At 65.1% G+C, this 21,401-nt stretch carries 18 protein-coding genes; 11 read left to right on the plus strand and 7 right to left on the minus strand.

Translation table 11 applies throughout. From position 1 onward, the window contains the following. Positions 1-141: 141 nt before the first annotated feature. From ASD71_RS09105 to ASD71_RS09130, 6 genes are all read left to right on the plus strand, one after another. Positions 142-1,065, plus strand: a complete 924-nt coding sequence (locus ASD71_RS09105) for a LysR substrate-binding domain-containing protein (protein WP_056562294.1) — start codon at positions 142-144, stop codon at positions 1,063-1,065. A gap of 153 nt (positions 1,066-1,218) precedes the next feature. After that, positions 1,219-2,196: a tripartite tricarboxylate transporter substrate binding protein gene (locus ASD71_RS09110; RefSeq protein WP_156395104.1), complete on the plus strand. Its 978-nt coding sequence runs from the start codon at positions 1,219-1,221 to the stop codon at positions 2,194-2,196. A gap of 49 nt (positions 2,197-2,245) precedes the next feature. Continuing rightward, a complete protein-coding gene (locus ASD71_RS09115) occupies positions 2,246-3,535 on the plus strand; it encodes a M28 family peptidase (RefSeq protein ID WP_056562300.1) in 1,290 nt (429 codons plus the stop codon). Positions 3,536-3,646: 111 nt separating this feature from the next. Beyond that, positions 3,647-4,096 (plus strand): PA2169 family four-helix-bundle protein, encoded by a 450-nt coding sequence (locus ASD71_RS09120; RefSeq protein WP_056562302.1) that lies wholly within the window; start codon positions 3,647-3,649, stop codon positions 4,094-4,096. Between the two features lie 223 nt (positions 4,097-4,319). Next, complete coding sequence (locus ASD71_RS09125) at positions 4,320-5,357, plus strand: uroporphyrinogen decarboxylase family protein (RefSeq protein ID WP_056562305.1); 1,038 nt, start codon at positions 4,320-4,322, stop codon at positions 5,355-5,357. 28 nt (positions 5,358-5,385) lie between these two features. Further along, positions 5,386-6,342, plus strand: a complete 957-nt coding sequence (locus ASD71_RS09130) for a tripartite tricarboxylate transporter substrate binding protein (RefSeq protein ID WP_056562308.1) — start codon at positions 5,386-5,388, stop codon at positions 6,340-6,342. Positions 6,343-6,406: 64 nt separating this feature from the next. On the opposite strand, the gene ASD71_RS09135 is transcribed toward ASD71_RS09130, so the two are convergent. Next, on the minus strand, positions 6,407-7,042 hold the full coding sequence (locus ASD71_RS09135; protein ID WP_056562311.1) for a glycoside hydrolase family 19 protein: 636 nt from the start codon (positions 7,040-7,042) through the stop codon (positions 6,407-6,409). Positions 7,043-7,235: 193 nt separating this feature from the next. On the opposite strand from ASD71_RS09135, the gene ASD71_RS09140 reads away from it, so the two are divergent. The 3 genes from ASD71_RS09140 to ASD71_RS09150 all read left to right on the plus strand — a co-directional run bounded on the left by ASD71_RS09140 (position 7,236) and on the right by ASD71_RS09150 (position 10,855). After that, a complete protein-coding gene (locus ASD71_RS09140) occupies positions 7,236-7,715 on the plus strand; it encodes a DUF2846 domain-containing protein (protein ID WP_082578841.1) in 480 nt (159 codons plus the stop codon). Positions 7,716-7,844: 129 nt separating this feature from the next. Then, positions 7,845-8,660 (plus strand): hydroxyethylthiazole kinase, encoded by an 816-nt coding sequence (thiM, locus tag ASD71_RS09145; protein ID WP_056562314.1) that lies wholly within the window; start codon positions 7,845-7,847, stop codon positions 8,658-8,660. A gap of 74 nt (positions 8,661-8,734) precedes the next feature. After that, on the plus strand, positions 8,735-10,855 hold the full coding sequence (locus tag ASD71_RS09150; RefSeq protein ID WP_056562317.1) for a 5'-nucleotidase C-terminal domain-containing protein: 2,121 nt from the start codon (positions 8,735-8,737) through the stop codon (positions 10,853-10,855). Positions 10,856-10,897: 42 nt separating this feature from the next. On the opposite strand, the gene ASD71_RS09155 is transcribed toward ASD71_RS09150, so the two are convergent. The 5 genes from ASD71_RS09155 to ASD71_RS09175 form a co-directional block, all read right to left on the minus strand. Next, complete coding sequence (locus tag ASD71_RS09155; protein WP_056562320.1) at positions 10,898-11,656, minus strand: ABC transporter ATP-binding protein; 759 nt, start codon at positions 11,654-11,656, stop codon at positions 10,898-10,900. After that, positions 11,653-12,537 carry an iron chelate uptake ABC transporter family permease subunit gene (locus ASD71_RS09160; protein ID WP_056566669.1) on the minus strand — a complete coding sequence of 295 codons (885 nt, stop codon included), beginning with the start codon at positions 12,535-12,537 and terminating at the stop codon, positions 11,653-11,655. The genes ASD71_RS09155 and ASD71_RS09160 overlap by 4 nt, the downstream gene beginning before the upstream one ends. A 94-nt stretch (positions 12,538-12,631) precedes the next feature. Next, entirely contained in the window at positions 12,632-13,624 is a 993-nt protein-coding gene (locus ASD71_RS09165) for an ABC transporter permease (protein ID WP_056562323.1), read from the minus strand. A gap of 28 nt (positions 13,625-13,652) precedes the next feature. Continuing rightward, positions 13,653-14,603, minus strand: coding sequence for a siderophore ABC transporter substrate-binding protein (locus ASD71_RS09170; RefSeq protein ID WP_082578842.1), 951 nt, complete (start codon positions 14,601-14,603; stop codon positions 13,653-13,655). Positions 14,604-14,644: 41 nt separating this feature from the next. Beyond that, positions 14,645-16,666 (minus strand): ligand-gated channel protein, encoded by a 2,022-nt coding sequence (locus tag ASD71_RS09175; RefSeq protein WP_056562327.1) that lies wholly within the window; start codon positions 16,664-16,666, stop codon positions 14,645-14,647. Positions 16,667-16,876: 210 nt separating this feature from the next. Here ASD71_RS09175 and ASD71_RS09180 point away from each other — a divergent pair, with 210 nt between their 5' ends. Both ASD71_RS09180 and ASD71_RS09185 read left to right on the plus strand, forming a co-directional pair. Beyond that, a complete protein-coding gene (locus ASD71_RS09180) occupies positions 16,877-17,590 on the plus strand; it encodes a response regulator transcription factor (RefSeq protein ID WP_056562329.1) in 714 nt (237 codons plus the stop codon). Continuing rightward, complete coding sequence (locus ASD71_RS09185; RefSeq protein WP_056562332.1) at positions 17,590-19,011, plus strand: ATP-binding protein; 1,422 nt, start codon at positions 17,590-17,592, stop codon at positions 19,009-19,011. The genes ASD71_RS09180 and ASD71_RS09185 overlap by 1 nt, the downstream gene beginning before the upstream one ends. Positions 19,012-19,032: 21 nt before the next feature. Here ASD71_RS09185 and ASD71_RS09190 read toward each other — a convergent pair whose 3' ends face one another. Next, a complete protein-coding gene (locus tag ASD71_RS09190) occupies positions 19,033-21,282 on the minus strand; it encodes a TonB-dependent receptor domain-containing protein (protein ID WP_056562335.1) in 2,250 nt (749 codons plus the stop codon). Between the last annotated feature and the right edge of the window lie 119 nt (positions 21,283-21,401).

Consider the following 21,401-nt stretch of genomic DNA (forward strand, 5'->3'; position numbering starts at 1 on the left):
AAGAGAAAGCGTAGGACGCCACACAATCGGCGGACGAGCCAGTGAACGGATTGATCCACCTCGGCAAACCGCCATTGTCCGGGCGCGCGAAGTACAGTAGCGCCAAATCAGCCCAAACCCGTCACCCGCTTACCGCCCCGTATGAAAGGCACCCGCAACTCCCTATCCTCCCTGCGCATCTTCCTGACCGCCGCCGAAACCCTGAATTTCAGCCGCGCCGGCGAAGCGCTGAACCTGACCCAAAGCGCGGTCAGCAAACACGTTGCAGCGCTGGAGGACAGATTAGGCACGGCCCTCTTCAAACGCATGCCCGCCGGCTTGCGGCTGACCTACGCCGGCGCCCTGTATCTGGAACGCATCAGCGCCGCGGTGCGCCTCATCGACGAAGCCGACGCGCTGGTCGCCAATCCCGCCTCGCGCGTTGCCCTGAACGTGGCGGTATCGCCGTCCTTTGCGCAGTTTTTCCTGCTGCCCAGGTTGTCCGAGTTCTTCGAACTGCACCCCGAGATCCGCGTCAACATCCGTCCTCGCCTGCTGCATGCGCGCGACCGCTCGGAACGGTTCGACGCGGAGATCCAGCTCCATACAGGCTATGTATCCGGCATGAGCGCTCAGTATCTCTGCGGCCGTGAGATGACGCTGGTCGCGGCGCCGTCGCTGCTGGAACGCCATCCCGTGAAGTCGGTGGATGACATCGCCCAATTGCCGCTCCTTAAGCGTGCCCAGCGCGGTTACGGCTGGGACGAATGGCGAGCCGACGTCGCTCCGCTGTGGTCCGGCCCTGCCGCCACCGCGCCAGAGTACGAAGGCTTTTCCATTCTGCTGCCTGCCGTGCTGAACGGATTGGGTGCGGGCATCATGCCGTTGTGCATGGTGCTGGACCATTTGGAATCCGGACAGTTGGTGCGGCCGTTCAAAGAGACGGTGGAAGGCCGTTATGGCTATCACCTGATGCAGCCTCGGCCCAACGTCGGCGGGCCGTACAGTCAGGCGTTTTGCGACTGGGTCATCGCCCAAGGCCAGGCGCTGAATATTCGAACGCGTCGCTACTCGGGAATGGGGTAAAGGCCAGCGCAACCGGCCAGTCAACCTTCTCGCACCCGAAAGGGCGCGTTATAGGTATTCCAATTCGGAATATCCCATTCGCATACTTCCTTTGCCCGTGGAAAATGCAGCCGCCACAATGACGTGAATTATTCATGGATCACCATAAAAATCATGTTCAAGTGGAAAAAACTGCTGGCCGCCGTCGCCATCCCCACGGCCCTGGCCGCCGCACAAACAGCGTCCGCCTCCTATCCCGATAAACCCGTCAAGATCGTCGTGCCGTACTCGGCGGGCGGCAGCTCGGATGTGGTCGCCCGCGCCATCAGCGACCAATTGAGCGCGCAGCTGGGCCAGTCCGTCGTTGTTGAAAACCGCGCCGGCGCAGGCTCGATGCTGGGAACCGCCTATGTGGCCACCGAAGCGCCCGATGGCTATACGCTGCTGCTGGCCGACGTGCCCTTCACCATCGTGCCGGCGCTGTACAAGGACCGCGTGAAGTACGACGCCAAAAAGGACTTTGCGCCGATCACGCTGCTGGGCCTGTCGCCCATGTACCTGTTCGTGAATCCCGGGTTCGAGGCGCAGGACGTCCCGGCGCTGGTGAAGACCGCCGCCGGCAAGCCGGACACCGTCTCCATCGGCTCGGGCGGCAACGGCTCGCTGACCCATCTGATGGCCGAGCTGTTCATGCAGAACACCAAGACCAAGCTCGCGCACATCCCCTACAAGGGCGCATCCGCATCCGTCAATGACCTGGCTGGCCGTCAAATCGATACCAGCTTCACCACCATGGCCTCGGCCGTTGCCCTGTTCCAAAGCGGCAAGATCAAGCCGATCGCCGTGTCCTCGCCCGTACGGCAGGCCGACACACCGGATGTTCCGACGTTTCAGGAACTCGGCTATCCGGGACTGACCGTGCAAAGCTGGTGGGGACTCGTCGCACCGGCCGGAACGCCTGAGCCTGTGCGCCAGAAGCTGTCGGAAGCCATGGCGAAAGTCATGCAGTCCGAGCCCGTCAAGCAACGGCTGGCGAGTGTCGGCATGAACCTTCCGCCGGATACCAGCGCCACCGCGCTGAACGCGTTGCTGGCGCAGGACTTTGCGCGCTGGGCCGACCTGGTGCAACGCGCCAACATCACCTTCGAATAACAACGTTGCAGCGCCGCGCGGCACGCGCGCGGCGCCGGAGACATCAACAATGACGACACCCTGGCAACAGGCGGCCGCTGACGACGCGGCCCTGATGAGCGATTTTCAGACCATTTGCCGCTTTGGCGGACGGCTGTCCGGGTCCGGGCAGGACGAGGCGGCCATGGACTGGGCGCTGGACCGTCTTCGCGAAATCGGGTCCGACGTGCGGCGCGTGCCGGTGCCCTACGACGGGTGGCGCTGCCTCTCCAGCAATCTGACCCTGCTGGGCGACACGCCCATGGCGTTGGAATGCGTTCCCCTGCTGCGCTCCGCGTCCACTGACGGCCAGGGACTGGAAGGCGTGATCCTGGATCTGGGCGCGGGCCGGCCGGAAGACTTTGAACGTGCCGGCGAATCCGTGCGCGGAAAAGTCGTGCTCGTGCGCCATGAGTACCCGTTCTCGCAAACGCACGTGCACCGCCGCCGCAAGTACGACATGGCAGTGGCGCAAGGGGCGGCCGCCTTCCTCATCGCCAATCCGCTGCCCGGCGCCGGCCCCTTGTCCGGTTCCTCTGGCCGTCCCCGTGACGGTGCGGGTATCCCCGCGGCGTACATCGGCCACGAAGCGGCATTGGCGTTGACGGCAGCCGCTGACGCGCGCGTGCGCTTGCATATCCGGGGAGAAGAATTGCGGGATTCGATGGCCTGCGCCGGCGTTCTGGACTTGCCTGGCGGCCGGGAAAGCCGGATCGTGATCAGCGCCCACATGGACGGCCATGATCTGGGCCAAAGCGCGCTGGACAATGCCACGGGCGTTGCCGTCGCGCTGGCTGCGGCCCGGCTGCTCGCCAAGCAGTTGGGTCCGGACACCCCGGGCCTGCGCATCTGCTTCTTCACCGCCGAGGAATGGGCGCTGGCCGGGTCGGCCCGCTACCTGGCCGACATGCCCACTGCAGAACGCCAGCGCCTGAAGCTCGACATCAATCTGGACACGGTGGCAGGTGACGACACCCTTTGCGCGCTGATCAGCGATTATCCGGCGCTGGCGGGCGTGGTCGACGACACGGCCGCGCGCGCGGGCGTGCCGGTGTCGCACTGGCTGCCCTTCATGCCGAACTCCGATCACGCCAACTTCGCCAGGCATGGCATCCCCGCCCTGCGGCTGGTGGCCGGCTTCGAGAAACCCGATTCGCGCGTGCGCCATATCCTGTCGCGCGGCGACGTGCCGGACATCATTCTGGAAGACGAAATGCGCAATGCCTTGGCGGTCACGTGCGCGATGGCATCGCTGGCGCTGGAAATGACGGATCAGGCGCTGGATGCACTGAAAGCCGGCTCGAACTGCCCGCGCGTCTGACGCGTAAAAGACAATCACCCAGGCCATTGCCCCGCCAGGCACGCCACTTGCTGAGTCTCCAATTCTCAGGCGGCCCACGCCGCCTGTTCCTTCCAAACCAAGGAGACCAACATGGCCGAACATGTAATCAAGGTGCTGAACAATCTGATCGAAACGTCGAAGAACGGCGAAAAGGGCTTTGCCGCGGCGGCTGAAGACGCGAAGGCGCCCGAGATGCAGGAACTGTTTCGCAACCGTTCGCGCGACTGCGCAGCCGGCGCCACGGAGTTGCAGACCCTGGTGACGCAACTGGGCGGCGAGCCCGAGGACAGCGGCACGGTGGCCGGCGCCATGCATCGTGGCTGGACGAACATCAAGGCGGCGGTATCCAGCCGCACCGACCTTACGCTGCTCGAGGAATGCGAGAAAGGCGAGGACGTGGCCAAGGCGGACTACGAAAAGGCGCTCAAGGAAACGCTGCCTGACAACGTGCGCGCTGTTGTCGAGCGCCAGTATCAAGGCGTGCTGCGCAACCACGACCAGATCCGCGATCTGCGTAACCGCTACCGCGCGTCGACGTAAGCACGTCAAGCTGCAATACGCGTTGTATTGAAACCGCCCGCCCGCCGCACCACGCGCCGGGCGGGCGTTGTGTTGCAGTGGCCTTCGAATGCGCAAAAGTGCGGTGTCAAAAATGCCCCGGCGCATAACGTGAATTTTCTTCAATCTGCCCGCAAACCCAATTCACGCTATATCGCCTATAAACCCGGGTCCGCTTTTTACGCCTTTTCCGTCCGGAGTCCGCATGTCCATCCTGTTGCCCACCACGCTCGTCGGTTCATATGCCCAGCCCGACTGGCTGATTGATCGCAAGCGTCTTGGCGATCGCTTTCCGCCGCGGGTGCGCGCCAAGGAACTGTGGCGCGTCGCGCCGGAGTGGCTGGAGCAGGCGCAGGACGACGCCACGCTGCTCGCGATCCGCGACCAGGAAAATGCGGGCATCGACATCATCACGGACGGGGAAGTTCGCCGTGAAAGCTATTCCAATCGCTTTGCCACGGCGCTCGAAGGTGTTGATCTCGACAACCCGGGCGAGGCCCTGGACCGCAGCGGCCACCCCAATCCCGTGCCGCGCGTCGTGGGCAAGATCCGCCGCAAGCACGCCGTGCAGGTGCGCGACGTGCAATTCCTGCGCGTGAACACGGACCGCCAGATCAAGATCACGGTGCCGGGCCCCTTCACCATGGCGCAGCAGGCCCAGAACGATTTCTACAAGTCGGAGGCCGAAATGGCCTACGACTATGCGCAAGCCGTCAACGAAGAGATCCGTGACCTGTTCGCCGCCGGCGCCGACGTGGTGCAGATCGACGAGCCCTACATGCAGGCGCGCCCCGAGAAGGCCCGTGAGTACGGCGTCGAGGTGCTGAACCGCGCCCTCGAAGGCGTGACGGGCCGCACCGCGGTGCACATCTGCTTCGGCTACGCCGCCGTGATCCACGCGCGTCCGAACGGCTACTCGTTCCTGCCCGAGTTGTGCGGCTGCTCGGCGCACCAGATCTCGATCGAGACCGCGCAATCGAATCTGGACTGCACCGTGCTGGACAGCCTGTCCAACAAGGAAATCATGCTGGGCGTGCTGGACCTGTCCACCAATGAGATCGAGCATCCCGAGGTGGTCGCTGCCCGCATCCGCCGTGCGTTGCCGCACGTGTCCCCCGAGCGCCTGATCATCGCGCCCGATTGCGGCCTGAAGTATCTGCCGCGCGACGTGGCCTACGGCAAGATGAAGGCCATGGTCGAAGGCGCCGCGATCGTACGCGCCGAACTGGCCGAACGCGCCTGACCGCCCGCCGCTGCCCCAGGTGACCTCCATGTTGCGCAAACTGATCGCCCTTTCGTTCTCGCTGCTCGCGCCGCTGGCTGCCGCGCAGGATTTTCCGACGCACCCAATCACGATCGTGGTGCCGGTGCCGCCGGGCGGCATCGTGGATCTGGCCGCGCGCCTGGCGGGCGAGCCGCTTGCCACCGGCCTGGGCCAGCCCACCGTCATCGACAACCGCGCGGGCGCCAGCGGCAACATTGCGTATGGCGTCGTGGCGGGCGCGCGTCCCGACGGCTATACGCTCCTGGCCTCTTATTCGATGTACCACGCGAGCAATCCGTCGATGTTCACCGGCTTGCGCTGGAGCGCCGAGTCGTTCAAACCGGTCGGCATGATCGCCGTGTCTCCGCACGTGGTGACGGTGCATCCGTCGCTGCCGGTGCACAACCTGAAGGAACTGGTCGCCTACGCCAAGGCGCATCCGGGCGAAATCAACTACGCCTCGCAGGGCAGCGGTTCCGTGCCGCATGTGGGCACGGAACTCTTCAAGCAGATGACGGGGACCGATATGGTTCACGTGCCGTACAAGGGTTCCGGCCCGGCCATCCAGGACGTGCTGTCCGGCCGCGTGCAGCTCTTCGTGACCACGCCGCCGTCGGTGATCGGCCACGTGCAGATGGGCAAGTTGCGCGCGATTGCCATCGCCGGGGCGACGCGCCATCCGATGATTCCGGACGTGCCGACCGCCGCCGAACAGGGCTACCCCGGGTTCGAGCTGGATGCGTGGGTATCGCTGTTCGCGCCGGCAGGCACGCCCGACGCCGTGGTGCAGAAGATCAGCGCCGCGCTGGAGGCGGGACTGAAGAAGCCCGAGCTCATCAAAACCGCCAATGAAGCGGGCGTGCGGGCGAACTACCAGAATCCCGAGGAACTGGGCCGCACCGTCGCGCAGGATACGGCGCATTGGTCGCAGGTGATCAAGTCGGCCAATATCACGGTGAATTGAAACGCCGCCCGCCTGCATGGCCATCTGGGCGCCGGCGCGGGATGCGGCCGGCGCGGCTGCGCATTTATCGCATCAGTTCGGCATAGACCTGCTTGAACAAGGCGAAGCGCTCTTTCAGCCCCACCAACCCGCCATTTATCCGCCGCGTAATCCTGGCGAAATCCTCCAGGTCATCGTCATGCGTGCGGTCGTCCGCCAGCTCGTTCAGCCCGCGCGACTGCCAATACCACCCGGCGCTCAGCGCAGCCCATTTCGGGTCGGACAGTAACTCGGGCGTCTCAAGCAAATTGACGCCCATGGCGTCGCCAGCCGAGTCGTAATTGCTGCGCCCGGTCAGCTGGATGATGCCGCGTCCGCGATACCGGAATCCGTCGTTGCTTTGCGCATCACCATTACCCATCCGGTTCGCATAAACCAGATTTGCAAGTCCTTGCGGATTGTTCACATACGGCATGGCCGACGCCTCATTGGGAAATCGCTTTGGCCACACCTTGGTCAACCGCGAGGCCGTCGAGTAATTGAGGTTTTCCTCGATCCGGTTGTATTGGCCGGATTCATAACCCGTCTGCGCCAGAAAGCTTGCGATGCGATCCGGAGTTTCGATCTCGTATTTCTGAAATGCGGGCGCCAACGCATCGGCCCACACAGCGGGCGTTTTGCAGCTGGGAAATATACGTTGGATTTGTTCGGCACTCAGCATGGAGGCACCTCTTTTGCTGGCGGGGCCAATGATTGTGATCCAGCCCGCACAACCGCCAATACCTCAAATTGAGTATGCGCCCGCGCAGCATTTGCGGCGTGGCGGAGCCATGGACGATTCAATCAAGTTGTGACACACTCAGATATTTTTGGATACGTTCTAACTTTTCCATTAACAACTGACACCGACGACCATGAATCGATCGACCAAGAATAAGCTGAAACTGGCAGTTGCCTGCGCCGCCGTCCTGGCAGCGACGGGATGCGCGAATGTTCCGCTGGCTTCGCAAGAAAACAACCAGAAGGCCAAAGCGTTTGCGGCGCCGGACGAAGGTAAATCCGGCTTGTACGTGTATCGGGACAGCTTCGTGGGCAAGGCGTTGAAGAAAGACGTGTATATCGACGGAAACTGCCTGGGCGAAACCGCCGACAGAGTCTTCTTCTATACCCAGGTCCAGGGCGACCAGCAGCACAAGGTGTCGACGGAATCCGAGTTTTCTCCGAACGATCTGCTGCTGACCATGCAAGCCGGAAAGAATTATTTTGTCCGCCAGTTCATCAAGATGGGCGTATTTGTGGGCGGCGCCGGCGTTGAAGAGGTGTCCGAAGAAGAAGGCAAGCGGGTAATCTCCAAACCCGAAGTGAAGCTGGCCGCCGAAGGCCAGTGCGGCTGATCATTCGCGCATTCCGCCGCAGGGCCCAAGCACGGGTCGGCGGCGGGAACTTGACACCTCTGCGCCCCCCCGGGAACATACGGCACCGATCCGGGGAGCTTCGCGTCCCCGGCCCAAACCCCGCCCGGCATGACGCATTCCGACATCACTTCCCTCGCCCAACAATCCCAGGACCTCCTCGCCGCTGTCCGCCGTGACGCGCCGTTGGTGCAGTGCCTGACCAATTTCGTCTCCATGAATTACGCGGCCAACGCGGTGCTTGCGATCGGCGCGTCCCCCGCCATGGTGCACGCCGAAGAAGAGGCGCCGGAGTTCGCGCGCTTTGCCGGTGCGGTGGTCGTCAACATCGGCACGTTATCGTCGCCCTGGCTGCGCAGCATGCTGCTGACCGCGCAAGCCGCGGCAGAAGCCGGCACGCCCTGGGTCCTGGATCCGGTGGCGCATCACGCCACCGCTTTTCGCCGCGACGCCATCCAGCGGCTGCTGGACCTTGAACCGGCCATCATCCGGGGCAACGCATCGGAGATCATCGCCTTGGCCGGCGGCCACAGCGCCGGCAAAGGCGTGGACGCCCGCGACGCCGTGGCGCAGGCCGAGCAGTCTGCCCACGACATCGCCGCGCGCCGCAAGACCGTGGTGGCCGTCACCGGCGAGGTCGATTACGTCACGGACGGCACCCGCGCCGTGCGCATTGCGGGCGGTTCGCCGCTGATGCCACGCGTGACCGCCACCGGCTGCGCGCTCAGCGCGGTGGTCGGCGCCTTTGCCGCCGTGTCGAAAAACGATGCGTATGCCGCGGCCGTGGCCGCCCTGTCCTGCTTCGGCATCGCGGGCCAGCACGCGGCGGAGCATGCCGACGGGCCCGGCTCGTTCGCGTGGCGATTCCTGGACGCGCTGGCGGCGCTGGACGCGGATTGCCTGACCCGCGAGTCCCCGCTGCGTTGATTTGCCCCCGTGCATGTCACGGGTAGGTCACACACCGTCCCCAAAATTCTTTCCTTCAACACGGAGGAAAGACGGTGAAGCCACACGTACGCAAGATCTTTGCAGTGACCGCCAGCTTTGCGCTGGTGGCCGGCCTGTCCGCCTGCGGCGGCGATGACGATGACGATGACACCGCCGCGCCCGAGACCCCGCCGCAGGCCAGCGTGCCGCAAGGCACCACGCTGGACGTTGCGATTCTCGGCACCACGGACCTGCACGCCAATGTGCTGGGCTACGACTACTACAAGCTTGCCGAAGACAAGAGCTACGGCATGGACCGCACGGCCACGCTGATCGCCAATGCGCGCAAGCAGTATCCGAACACGCTGCTGCTCGACAACGGCGACACCGTGCAAGGCACGGCACTGTCGGACTATCAGGCGCTGGTGTCGCCGGTACAGTGTTCCGACATGATCGCGATCTACAAACAGATGAAGCTGCTGTCGTACGACGCGGCCACGATGGGCAACCACGAGTTCAACTACGGCCTGCCCTATCTGTCGCAGATCACCAACGTGGATTTCGGGCTGGCCGGCATCGGCAAGGGCACGGCGCAGACCAACCCCGCGGGCGCCAAGGATTGCGCGGCCCCGGCGTTCCCGTTCGTATCGGCCAACGTCGTGTCGGCAGCCTCCAAGCAGCCGATCTTCAAGCCTTATGTCCTGCTTGAAAAAACCTTCACGGCCACGGACAGCACGGGCAAGTCCATCGACGTACCGCTCAAGGTAGGCGTGATCGGTTTTGCGCCGCCGCCCATCATGCAATGGGACAAGGCGAATCTGGAAGGCCACGTGGAAGTCACCGGCTGGAAGGAAACCGCGGCGCGCTACGTGCCCGAAATGAGGGCGGCGGGCGCGGACCTGGTCGTGGCGCTGGCGCACGGCGGCATCGACCTGGCCACGGTCTATAGCCCGGACATGGAAAACGGCGCGGGCTATCTGAGCCAGGTGCCGGGCATCGACGCGCTCATCACGGGCCACCAGCATCTGCTCTTTCCCGACACCAATGCCAAATCGCAGTTCGCCGGGCAGCCGGGCGTCGAACTGGAAAAGGGTTTGATCAATGGCGTACCGACCGTGCAGGCCGGCCAATGGGGCAACAACCTCGGCCAGATCACTTTGACGCTGTCGTATGACCAGGGCTGGAAGGTGCAGAAGGAGGCGACGCAGGTGCAGCGCATCTCCACGAGCCTGACCGCGCAAAGCGGCTCGACGCCGGCAACCTACGTGGCGCCGGACGCGGCCGCGCAGCAACTTGTGCAGGCCGAGCACGCCGCGACGATCGACTACGTCAAGACGCCGATCGGCCAGAGCCAGTTCGACATGGCCACGTACTACGCGCTGGCGGGCGACGTGTCCGCGCTGCAGATCGTGAACATGGCGCAGATCGATTACCTGACGGTTTACATCGCCAAGAACAGCCCGTCGTACGCGGGCCTGCCGATCCTGTCGGCCGCCGCGCCCTTCAAGGGCGGGCGCAACGGTCCGGGCGACTTCACCTATGTGAAGCAAGGCAACGTCGCCATCAACAACGCGGCCGACCTGTATCTGTACCCCAACACGCTGCAAGTCGTGCGGGTCAGCGGCGACATCGTGCGCCAGTGGCTGGAAAAGACGGCCGAGCAGTTCAAGCAGATCGACCCCGCGCAGGTCGCGCCGCAGGATCTGATCGACACCGGCTTTCCGACGTTCAACTTCGACGTGCTGTATGCGGCCGGCAATGCGCTGCAGTATGAAATCGACGTGACCAGGCCAAAGGGCTCGCGCATCACCGCGCTGACGTACAACGGCGCGCCGCTGGACCTGACCGCGCAATTCCTGGTGGTGACCAACAACTACCGCGCCAGCGGCGGCGGCGACTTCCCCGGCCTGGCCGGCGGCAAGGGCGACATCGTGCTGCAGGCTCCGGACGCCAGCCGCGACGTGTTGATCAGCTATATCAAGAAGAACCCCACGCTCGACCTGGCCACGTTCGGCCTGGATCGCAGTTGGCGTTTCGCGCAGGTCAGTTCGCTAGCCGGACCGGTGGTGTTTTCGTCGGTGCCGGGCACGCTGGCGATGGCCACGGCGCACGACGTGACCAACGTCTCGGTGTTTGACGCCACGCCCGATCCGGTGACGCAGCTGTCGCGTTACGCGATCGATCTGACCCAGTAAGCAGTTCGATCCGGCGGGCGCCCAGCAATGGGGAGCCCCGCCTCAGCGGTAGTACACGCAGATGCGCTTGCCGCCGATCTCATGCACATCGATCGGCAGTTCATACAGATCGCTCAGCACGTCCGGCCGGATCAGTTCGGCCGGCGTGCCGTGCCGCGCGATCCGCCCCTGCCGCATCGCCACGATGCGGTCCGCATAGCTGGACGCAAAGTTGATGTCGTGCAGCACCAGCACTACCGTCTTGCCCAGTTCATCGGCCGCGCGCCGCAAGGTGCCCATCATCGCGACGGCATGCTTCATGTCCAGGCTGTTCAAGGGCTCGTCCAGCAGCACGTAGCGCGTGTCCTGGCACAGCACCATGGCCACGAACGCGCGTTGGCGCTGGCCGCCGGACATCTCGTCCAGATAGCGGTCCGCCAGCGGTTCCAGGTTCAGGTACGCAATGGCCTGATCGATGTGGACCTTGTCGTCCATTGTCAGGCGCCCGCCCGTGTGCGGGTAGCGGCCGAACGCCACCAGGTCCTTTACCGTCAGCCGCAGCGGCAGGTGGTTGTCCTGCCGAAGAATGGCCAGGCGCCGGGCCAGTTCGCGGCTGTCGGCGCGCGTGACGTCCAGACCTTCGACCAGCACCCGCCCCGCGCTCAGCGGCAGCAAACGGCTCACCATGGACAGCAACGTCGACTTGCCCGCCCCGTTCGGCCCGATGATGGCGGTGACGCCGCCGGCAGGCAGGTCCAGGCTGACATCGTCGATCACAACGGTGTCGCCATATTGCTTGCTGACGTTCTGGATTTCTATCATCGGCGCCCCCTGCGCAAGATCAGGACGAGGAACATCACGCCGCCCACGAATTCAATCACCACGCTGACCGTGGTGTTCAGCCCAAGCACGCGCTCCAGCAGCGTCTGGCCGCCCACCAGGAAAATGACGCTGAGCAGCGTCGCGGCCGGCACGGTGTACCGGTGCCTGTCCGAGCCCATGGCTTGATACGCCAGGTTGCTGACCAGCAGACCGAAGAACGTCACGGGACCGACCAGCGCCGTCGACACGGACACCAGCACCGCAATCGCCGCCAGTGTCACCACCAGCGTGCGGCGATAGTCAACGCCCAGATTCAATGCCATGTCGCGGCCCAGCGCCAGCACGTCGTACCGCCGGCGCATGCGCCAGACGAAGAACGACGCGGTGCACACGGCGCCGAAAGCGATCGGCAGCAGCTCGACGCGTACCGAATTGAAGCTGGCGAACATGCGGTCCTGCAGGACCAGGAATTCATTCGGATCGATCAGCCGCACCACAAAGCTGGACAGGCTGCGAAACAGCAGTCCGAAGATGATGCCCACCAGCATCATCAAATGCAGGCTGCGCGCGGCGTCGGAAAACAGCCAGCGGAACAGCAGGCACGCGAACGCCGTCATCGCGCACACTTCCAGGAGAAACGCTGCGACCGGATGACTGGCGGCGGCCGCCGCCTGCCCGAAGCCGAACACCACGACCGCCTGGATCAGCAGGTACAGGGCGTCGAAGCCCATGATGGCGGGCGTGAGGATACGGTTGTGCGTGATGGTCTGGAACAGCACGGACGACACCGCCACCGCATACGCCACCAGCAGCATGGCCAGCAGCTTGCCGCCACGAAAGGGAATGACGAACGACCATTGGCCATTCGCGCCCAACGTCATGAAGGCGGCAACGCAGATCAGCGCGCCGGCGCCCAGTGCCGCAAGGCGCCACCTCTGCGGCGCGCGCGGGGCAACGCGGAGAATCGAGGCGGTTTCAGCCAAGGCGGTTCCTCCGCGAGCGCAGCAGCCACAGGAACAGGATGCTGCCCAGCACGCCCACCACGGTGCCGATGGGGATCTCGTAGGGGTGGATGACCAGCCGGCCGATGATGTCGCAGGCCAGTACGAATGCGCCCCCAAGCAACGCCACCCACGGAATGGCGCGGCGCATGTTGTCGCCCAGCACCAGGCTGACGGCATTGGGCACGATGAGGCCCAGGAACGGGATGCTGCCGGCCGTTACGACCACCACGGCTGATATGGCCGAAACGATCAGCAGGCCGACCAGCGTCAGCCGTGCGTGATTCAGCCCCAGGTTGGACGCGAACTCGCGGCCCATGCCCGCCACGGTGTAGCGGTCGGCAGCGGCATAGGCCGCGCAGGCCAGCGCAAACCCGATCCACAGCAGCTCATACCGGCCGCGCAGCACGCCGGAGAAGTCGCCGGTAGTCCACGCATGCAGCGACTGCAGCAGGTCGAAGCGGTACGCCATGAAGGTCGTCACCGCCTGGATCACGCCGCCCAGGATCAGCCCGATCAGCGGCACGATGAACGGCGTGCGCAGCGGCACGCGGCGCAGCAAGGCCAGAAACAGCAAGGTGCCCGCCAGCGCAAAGCCCGTGGCCGTCACCATCTTGCCGATCACGGACGTATCGGGCGCCAGCAAGGTGATGACCAGGATGCCGAGGGTGGCGGATTCGACGGTGCCGGCCGTCGTCGGCTCCACAAAGCGGTTGCGCACCAGCATCTGCATGATGAGGCCGGCGACGGCCAGCGCCGTGCCTGCCAGCAGCAACGCGAGGGTGCGCGGGATGCGGCTGACCATCAGCAGCCGCCATGCTCGCTCGCCCTCTTCGCCGCCGTTCCACAGCGCGGCCCAATGCATCTGGCCAGCGCCCAGGCTGATGCTTGCCACGCACAGCAGCAGCAACACCACCACCACGGCCGTCAAGCCGCCCCACCCGCCGATTGCGCGCCGCCAGCTCACCGGCAGCCCTTCCCGTCTTGCATGCTGCCTACCTTCCTTGCGACAACGCCGCGGCGATCTGATCCACGTTCTGCTGCATGGCCGTCAGGCCCGCGCTGCCGAGCAGATACCAGTTGAAGCCGTTCAGGTAGACCACGCGCTGGTTCTTCCACGCCTTGGTCGGACGCACCAGCTCGTTGTCCAGCATGCGCTGCGCCGACACGCCTTCACGGCCGATGGCCGCGTCGCGGTCGATCACGAACAGCCAGTCCGGATCGGTCTGGGCAATGAACTCGAACGAAATCGCCTGGCCGTGGTTGGACACGTTCAGGCCGGTCGCGGCAGGCTTGACGCCGAAGGCGTCGTGGATCACGCCAAAGCGCGAGCCCGGCCCGTAGGCGCTCATCTTGCCGCCGGTTGTCAGCACGATCAACGCGGTGCCGGCGTTGGCGGCCTTGCCTTTCAGGGACGCAATCGACGCATCCAGCGCGGCCAGCTTTTCCTTGGCCTCGCTCGCTTTGCCGTATAGCGCGGCCAGCGTTTCGGTGTTGCGCCGGACGCTGCCGACCAGGTCCTTGGCGTCGACCGTCAGGTCCACGGTGGGCGCAATCTTGGACAGCTCGTCATACTTGGGCGCCGAGCGGCCGGCCACGAAAATGACTTGCGGCGCGGCGGCGTGAATGACCTCGTAGTTGGGCTCGAACATCGTGCCGGCCTTCAGATATCGCTTGTCGGCGAACTGGCTCAGTTGCGGCGGCAGCTTGGCGGCGCTGGGCACACCCACGGGGTCCACGCCGAGCGTGTGCAGGGTGTCCAGCACGGCCAGGTCCAGCACGATCGTCTTGGACGGATTGGACGGCACCGCGGTTTCGCCGCGGGCGTGCTTGACCGGCGTGGTGGACTGCGCGGCGCACACGGCTGCCGCGGCGCTCAAGGCCAGTGCCACACCGGCCCGGGTTGCCCAGCGGCGGGCGGCGCCCGCCTGTTTTCCATTGTTCATGCAAACCTCTCTGTAATGGGGCGCCAGGCGCCCCGTCATTCTCAGAACTTCACGCCCACGCCCAGCCAGTAACGGCGGCCGTCTTCGACATAGCCGAAGTCGTCGTAGGCGACCTGCTTGTCGAACAGGTTGTAGATGCCGGCATACACCGACACGGTCTTGTTCACGGCGTACGAACCGCCCAGGTCCACGAACGTGTAGGACGGCGCGACCAGCGCGTCCGACGACGGGCCCGTGGTCGGCTGGCTTTCGCGGCCGCGGAAGTTTAGGCGGGCCCACGCCTGCAGCGCGTCGGACGGCTGCCAATTCACCGTGGTCGTGAACAGATGCTTGGGCAACTGGTTCAGAGGCTCGCCCTTGTACTGGCCGGACTTCTGCTCCGACTTCGTGAAGGTGTAGCTGCTGGTCATCGACCAGTCGGCCGCCAGCGGCAGCTTCAGGCTGGCTTCCACGCCGCGCGACACAGCCTTGTCCACGTTCATGTACGTGGTGGGGTCCGAGCCGAACTGGTTGGGGCCGTCCGTGCACTGCGACAGGGGGCACGCCACGCGGGTGATCTTGTCCTTGAAGTCGTTGTTGAACAACGTGATGCCGGCGTTCATGCCCTCGCCGTCGTCATACAGCAGGCCGATTTCCTGGGTCACCGACTTTTCGGGCGTCAGGTCCGGATTGCCGTACATGTTGCCGCCGCGGCTGGTCTGGCCCCAGCCGGCCACGGTCTGGCGCAGGTCGGGCGCCCGGAAGCCGGTGGACACGCCGCCCTTCAGCGTCCAGCGTTCGGCCATGTGCCACACGCCGTACAGGCGCGGGCTGAAGTGGCTGCCGAAATTCTCGTCCTGATCCATGCGCAGGCCGGTCGTGAGAGCAAAGCTTTCGGTCAGGCGCCATTCGTCTTCGGCGAACAATGCCCATTGATACCGTTCCACGTTGCTGGGGCCGCCGGGCAACTGATTGCCGTTCTGGTCATCCAGACGTTGATTGAGATAGCTGCCCCCCAAGGTCAGCATGTGCGAACCCAGCGGCAGCGACCAGCTCGTCTGCAGGTCCAGGTTCTTGATCTTCATCTGGCGCGAGCGGTTGTCGAACTCTTCCTGCTGCACATAGCTGTCGGACACGCCCCAGCCCCAGCGGCCGGTGTGCGACAGCGCCCACTTGCTGCTGCGGTAATCGGTTTCCGACGACGCCGGGCAGCCCGTGCGCGGGCACGCGGTGCCGGGCGGCAGCGGCTCCACCGTCTTGCCCAGGGTGTCCTGGAACTTCTGGCGCATCGTGGTCGCTTCCAGCACGATGTCGTGATCGCGATTGGGCGTCAGCGCCAGCTTGGCGGTCACGCTTTCAGCGTTGCGCTTGCGGTAGCCGTTGTAGATGTTGTCTTCGTCGCGCTGCGTGGCCTGGCCGTAGATCTGCAGGCCCAGCAGGTCGTTCTTGATCGGGCCGGCCAGGTAGAAGTTGCCCTGGTAGATATCGCCCGACTTGCTGCTCTCCTGGATCGTCGTATCCATGCGGATTTCGCCGTGCCATTCGTCGGGCACCTTGCGCGTGATGATGTTGATCACCCCGCCCATGGCGTCCGACCCGTACAGCGACGACATCGGGCCGCGCACCACTTCAATGCGCTCGATGGCCGACAGCGGCGGCGTCCAGCCACCCTCCACGCCCGTCGAATCCGAGTTGGTGCGAGTTTCGCGCGAGCTCTGGCGCTTGCCGTCGATCAGGATCAGCGTGTACTTCGGGCCCATGCCGCGCAAGCTGATGTCCTGGCGATCGCCGCCGCCCGTGACGATGACGCCCGGCACTTCCACCAGCGCGTCGTTCAGGTCGCGGTAGAACTTCTTGTCCAGATCCTCACGCGTGATGACGCTGATCGAGGCCGGCGCATCCTGGATGCGTTGCTCGAAACCGCTGGCCGTGACGACGACCGTGTCCATCGTCGTGGCCGCGTCCGCGGCCTGTGCCCAGACGGCGGACGGCCCCAAGCCAAAACCCGCGGCGCACAAGGCGGCGGCCAGTTGCGTGCGCGACGCGGCGATGCGCTGGCCGCCGGCCAGTTCTTTCCTGCTCATGATTCCAACTTCTCCCGTCCCCGGTTTACGCCACGCCCCACGCGCGGCACGCCCCGGCTCCCACTTATTAATGAAAACCATTCTCATATTAGAATTGGGGCTTGCAGCACGCCGCAACACGCTTTCCGCAACTTTTATCTTCTTTGCCTTTCTTGACACTCCGGCGCGCAGCGTTCGGCCACACTGCCGGATGCTCGACGCCCAACACGCATGCCTTTCACTCATTCAGCGGTGGCGCGCCGCATCTTGCTGATCGACGACGACGTCGAGCTGGCGCAGATGCTGCGCGAATACCTGGAACCCCATCAATGCCAGCTGACGCTGGCGCACACCGGCGCTCAAGGCATGTCCTTGCTGGCGCAGGACGATTTCGACCTCGTGCTGCTGGACCTGATGCTGCCCGACGGCAATGGTCTGGATCTGCTCAAGCACTACCGCCAGCGCTCGCGCCGCCCCGTCATCATGTTCACCGCGCATGGTGGCGAGACCGACCGCGTGCTGGGCCTGGAGTTCGGCGCCGACGATTACCTGGCCAAACCCTTCAGCCCGCGTGAGCTCAAGGCCCGCGTCACCGCCGTGCTGCGCCGCTTTGAAGAAACGCCCGTCCCCGCCAGTCCGTCGCTCAGCCTGGGTGCCCTGTCGCTGGACCCGGCCACCGGCCGCGCGCGCATGGGCGCCGACGAAGTCATGCTGACCGGCGCCGAGCAGCGCATCCTGGAAATTTTGATGCGCGCCCCCGGGCAGGTGATCGCGCGCGACCAGATCGGCCTGTATGCGCTGGGCCGCGCGCCAGACCGCTACGACCGCAGCATCGACACGCACATCAGCACCCTGCGCAAAAAGCTGCGCCTGGATCAACACGCCGACACGCTGTCCATCCGCAATCTGCGCGGGCTGGGCTACGTGCTGGCGGGCGCTGCGTGATGACGTTGTTGCCCGCCCGCTCGCTTTTCTGGCGTGCGTTCCTGACGTTCTGGTGCGCCATGGCGGTCATCCTGGTCTGCGGCATGGTGCTGACGGCATCGGTGGCCTGGTACCGCTTCAACTCGCTGGACGGCTTGAATCCCGGCAACCTTACGCGCGATGCCGCGCAGGTCGCGCGCACGCAGGGCCGGGACGGCCTGGAGCGCTGGGTGCGCGCCATGGACGACAACTACTCGGCGCTGAAGATCTATGTCATGGATGCGCAGGACCAGGAGATCCTGGGCCGGCGCCTGCCCACGCGCCTGCATGACTGGCTGGTCGCGTACCGCGCCGCGCCCGAGCGGCCGCCGCAGTCCGACTATGTGCCGGCCGATCCCGCAGGCGAACGCGTGTCGTGGTGGGAACCGCAGATCCTGATCCTGCCGGATGGCTCGGAACTGCTGATGCTGTTTCTGCCGTTCGATTCGTCGCGCTGGGAAGTCCTGGCGTTGTCGCCCGTCGCGCTGGCGCTGCTGCTGTTCGCGCTGGCGGTGACCGCGCCCTTCTGCTGGGCATTGACGCGCCACATCACCGCGCCGCTGGCGCAATTGCGCCAGACCACGCACGCGCTGGCCGCTGGGAAACTGGACACGCAGACACCGCCAAGACTCGCCACGCGCCAGGATGAACTTGGCCTGCTGGCACGCGACTTCGACGCCATGGCCGTGCGATTGAAGGCGCTGGTCGACACGCGCGAGCAACTGCTGCATAACGTGGCGCACGAGCTCAGGTCACCGCTTGCGCGCCTGCGCCTGGCCTCTGAACTGGCGCGCCGCAACGACGAACGGCGCGATCTGCAGCTCGACCGCATCGAACGCGAATGCGAGCGGCTGGACGCCTTGGTGGGCAACACGCTGCGGCTTGCCCGCGTGGGTGCGCTGCCCGTCCCGACCGAACCGCTGGACCTGTCGGATGTCGTGGCCGGCGTCGTGGACGATGCCCGCTACGAGGCCGAAGGGCGGCATCTGCAAATCGATTGGGACACGCCCGCGCCCATCCGCATTGCCGGCGACCGCGCCAGCTTGGCCAGCGCCATCGAGAACGTGCTGCGCAATGCCCTGCGTTTTGCGCCCGCGCACAGCGTCATCCGCGTGCGGCTCTTGACCAGCGCCAGCGAAGCCAGCCTGGAGATCGAAGACCGCGGCCCGGGCGTTGCCACGCAAGAGCTCACCTCGCTTTTCGAACCGTTCTATCGCGCGGGCTCTGCCGGCGCCGCCAGCACGCCCGGCGGCGGCGCGGGGCTGGGACTTTCCATCGCGCAGGCCGCGATTGCCGCGCACAAGGGATCGATATCGGCCCGCAACGTCGCCCCGCATGGCTTGAGCGTGCGCATGGACCTGCCGCTGCTATCCGCCTCCGTGGCGCGCCCCGCTACGGGATGACGCCACGGTCGACGCCCAGCATCAGAACGTGATGTTCGCCGACATCCACAGACGGCGGCCTTCCAGCACCTGCCGGTACGCGTTGCTCCAGCTGGCATTGACCGCTGGCGCCGTCGCGCCGACCTTGGCCGGACCGTAGTCCACAAAGTTCTTGTCGAACAGGTTCAGCACCGAGGCCGACAACGTCACGTTCTTGCTGACCACATACGAGCCCCCCATGCTGGCCAGCCAGTACGGGCTATAGAACACCTGTTTCTTCTCCCAGTTCATGTCGTTGAACTGACCCGCGCGGTATTCGCCGCGGACCCACGCGTTGAACTGATCGTTGACGCGCCAGTTCAGCCCCAGATTCACTGCGTGACGCGGCTGCGAGCCCAAGGGCTGACCGCGCCTCGCGCCCGAGGTGACCTCACTTGCGGTCAGCGTGTAATTGCCATTGAACGAGAGCCCTGCGTACAGCGGAATCCGGCCGCCCAGCTCAAAGCCCTGGATGGTGGCCGAATCGATGTTCACGCGTTGCGAGAAGTTGGCCACGGGCACGCCGTTGCGCTCCCACACGCCCAGGTCCAGGCAGCCCGGCGCGGGGCCGCCCGCCGCCAGGCAGTTGGGCACGCTCTGGCTGTCGATCTTGTCCTTGAACTTGGTATGGAAAGCGGTCAGGTTGCCGGACAGCCCTGCTCCATCGTCAAACAGCACGCCCAACTCGGACGAGGTGCTGGTCTCCGGCTTGAGCTGCGCATTGCCGAGCAACGGCATGGTGCCCTGCGCGCCGAGGCCGATGATGCCGTCGGTCATCAGGTTGATGTCGGGCGTCTTGTAGCCCTTGCTGACGCCGCCCTTGAAGGTCCACGCCGGCGTGGCGTTCCAGACCAGGTAGCCGCGCGGACTCCACTTGCCGCCGAACTGCTCGTTGCGGTCGTAACGCGCGCCGGCCGTCAGCGCCACGCTGTCCACGATGCGCCATTCGTCTTCCGCCAACAGCGCCCATTGGTACTGCCGCAGATTCAGCGGCGCCGACACCAGCGTGTCCTTGAACTGCTGCTCGCGCCACTGGCCGCCCAGGGTCAGGTTGTGGCGGTCATTGAACAACGGCATCGTCCACTTGGTGTCGAACACCCAGTTGTCGTATTCCAGGTCGCGGCTGGACCCGTCGGTGGGTTGGCGCGGCGTGCTCATCGGATTCGTGCGGCCGATGGTCTCGGTGGTGTCGTAGACCAGGCTGGTGTCCGAACTGACCGAACCGCCGTAGCGGCCCAGATGCGTCAACGCGTAGCGCTGCCGGTTGAACTTCATCTCGGGCTCGTAGCCGCCGCCCTGGCGGTTGGGCGCCACGTCGGCGTTCAGCGTGCCTAATTCCCCGTTGCTGTTGTCGAAGGTCTGCCAGTTGCTGTCCACGTCGAACAGGATGTCGTGGTTGCGGTTCGGCGTCAGCGACAGGCGCAGCCCCATGTTCTGCTGCGTGCTGTCGCCCAGTCCGCTGAAGCTGGCAATGTCGCCGGTGTAGTCGCCGCTGTCGTAGTCGGCCTGGGTGGCGGGGTAGCTGCCTGTTGCGCTCAGGCGCCGGTAGTGGCCGCCGCGCAGGCTCAGGCCGAGCTTGTCCGTCTTCAGGGGGCCGCTCAGGTAGAAGCCCGCGCCGTAGGTGTTGCCGAAACGGTTGTCGCCCTGCAGCGTGCCGTCCAGCGTCAGTTGGCCCGTCCATTCGCGGGCGACCTTGCGCGTGATGATGTTGATGACGCCGCCCATTGCGTCCGAGCCGTACAGCGTGGACATCGGGCCTCGCACCACTTCGATGCGCTCGATCGCGGCCATCGGCGGAATGAAGTTGGTGTCGACGTCGCCGAAGCCGTTGGCCCGCGCCCCCGAACTGTTCTGATTCATGCGCTTGCCGTCCACCAGCACCAGCGTGTAGTCGCTGGGCGTGCCGCGGATGCTGATGTTCATGCCGCCAGCCTTGCCGCCGCGCTCGACCGACACGCCCTCCACGTCGCGCACCGCGTCGGCCAGATTGTGGAAAGGCCGCGCTTCCAATTGCTCGCGCGTGATGACCGAAATGGACGCGGGCGCGTTCCGGATCTCTTGTTCAAACCCCGATGCAGTGACCACGACGGTGTCCAGCTGCGTCACGCCCAACGTGTCTTCCAATCCGGCCGTGCCGGTCTGCGCGTGGATGTTTGCGGCGGCAAGCGCCAACACGATCGGCAAAAGACGGAATCGCGCGCAGGGTGTTGAAGCGGCTCGTGCAGAGCCGTTAAAGCGTTTCTGAGTCGACATGGGAATCAAATGAAAAACCGCCCGATCAGGGCGGCGCGCGCTGTGCGCTGATTGACGTGCTAACGAACGCCAATGATAGGTATTCCCATTACCTCAACTCAATGCCACGAAGGCGTTTT

The sequence above is a fragment of the Achromobacter sp. Root565 genome, from assembly GCF_001427425.1.
GTDB classification, from domain to species: domain Bacteria; phylum Pseudomonadota; class Gammaproteobacteria; order Burkholderiales; family Burkholderiaceae_B; genus Achromobacter; species Achromobacter spanius_D.

Bases quoted from the DNA above. Each gene is read 5' to 3' on its own strand.
- ASD71_RS09105 (WP_056562294.1), top strand. From the start codon at position 142: ATGAAAGGCACCCGCAACTCCCTATCCTCCCTGCGCATCTTCCTGACC.
- ASD71_RS09160 (WP_056566669.1), bottom strand. From the start codon at position 12,537: ATGACGTTGGGCGCGAATGGCCAATGGTCGTTCGTCATTCCCTTTCGT.
- ASD71_RS09125 (WP_056562305.1), top strand. From the start codon at position 4,320: ATGTCCATCCTGTTGCCCACCACGCTCGTCGGTTCATATGCCCAGCCC.
- ASD71_RS09120 (WP_056562302.1), top strand. From the start codon at position 3,647: ATGGCCGAACATGTAATCAAGGTGCTGAACAATCTGATCGAAACGTCG.
- ASD71_RS09140 (WP_082578841.1), top strand. From the start codon at position 7,236: ATGAATCGATCGACCAAGAATAAGCTGAAACTGGCAGTTGCCTGCGCC.
- ASD71_RS09170 (WP_082578842.1), bottom strand. From the start codon at position 14,603: ATGAACAATGGAAAACAGGCGGGCGCCGCCCGCCGCTGGGCAACCCGG.
- ASD71_RS09110 (WP_156395104.1), top strand. From the start codon at position 1,219: ATGTTCAAGTGGAAAAAACTGCTGGCCGCCGTCGCCATCCCCACGGCC.
- ASD71_RS09155 (WP_056562320.1), bottom strand. From the start codon at position 11,656: ATGATAGAAATCCAGAACGTCAGCAAGCAATATGGCGACACCGTTGTG.
- ASD71_RS09190 (WP_056562335.1), bottom strand. From the start codon at position 21,282: ATGTCGACTCAGAAACGCTTTAACGGCTCTGCACGAGCCGCTTCAACA.
- ASD71_RS09130 (WP_056562308.1), top strand. From the start codon at position 5,386: ATGTTGCGCAAACTGATCGCCCTTTCGTTCTCGCTGCTCGCGCCGCTG.
- ASD71_RS09115 (WP_056562300.1), top strand. From the start codon at position 2,246: ATGACGACACCCTGGCAACAGGCGGCCGCTGACGACGCGGCCCTGATG.
- ASD71_RS09180 (WP_056562329.1), top strand. From the start codon at position 16,877: ATGCCTTTCACTCATTCAGCGGTGGCGCGCCGCATCTTGCTGATCGAC.
- ASD71_RS09175 (WP_056562327.1), bottom strand. From the start codon at position 16,666: ATGAGCAGGAAAGAACTGGCCGGCGGCCAGCGCATCGCCGCGTCGCGC.
- ASD71_RS09185 (WP_056562332.1), top strand. From the start codon at position 17,590: ATGACGTTGTTGCCCGCCCGCTCGCTTTTCTGGCGTGCGTTCCTGACG.
- thiM (WP_056562314.1), top strand. From the start codon at position 7,845: ATGACGCATTCCGACATCACTTCCCTCGCCCAACAATCCCAGGACCTC.
- ASD71_RS09135 (WP_056562311.1), bottom strand. From the start codon at position 7,042: ATGCTGAGTGCCGAACAAATCCAACGTATATTTCCCAGCTGCAAAACG.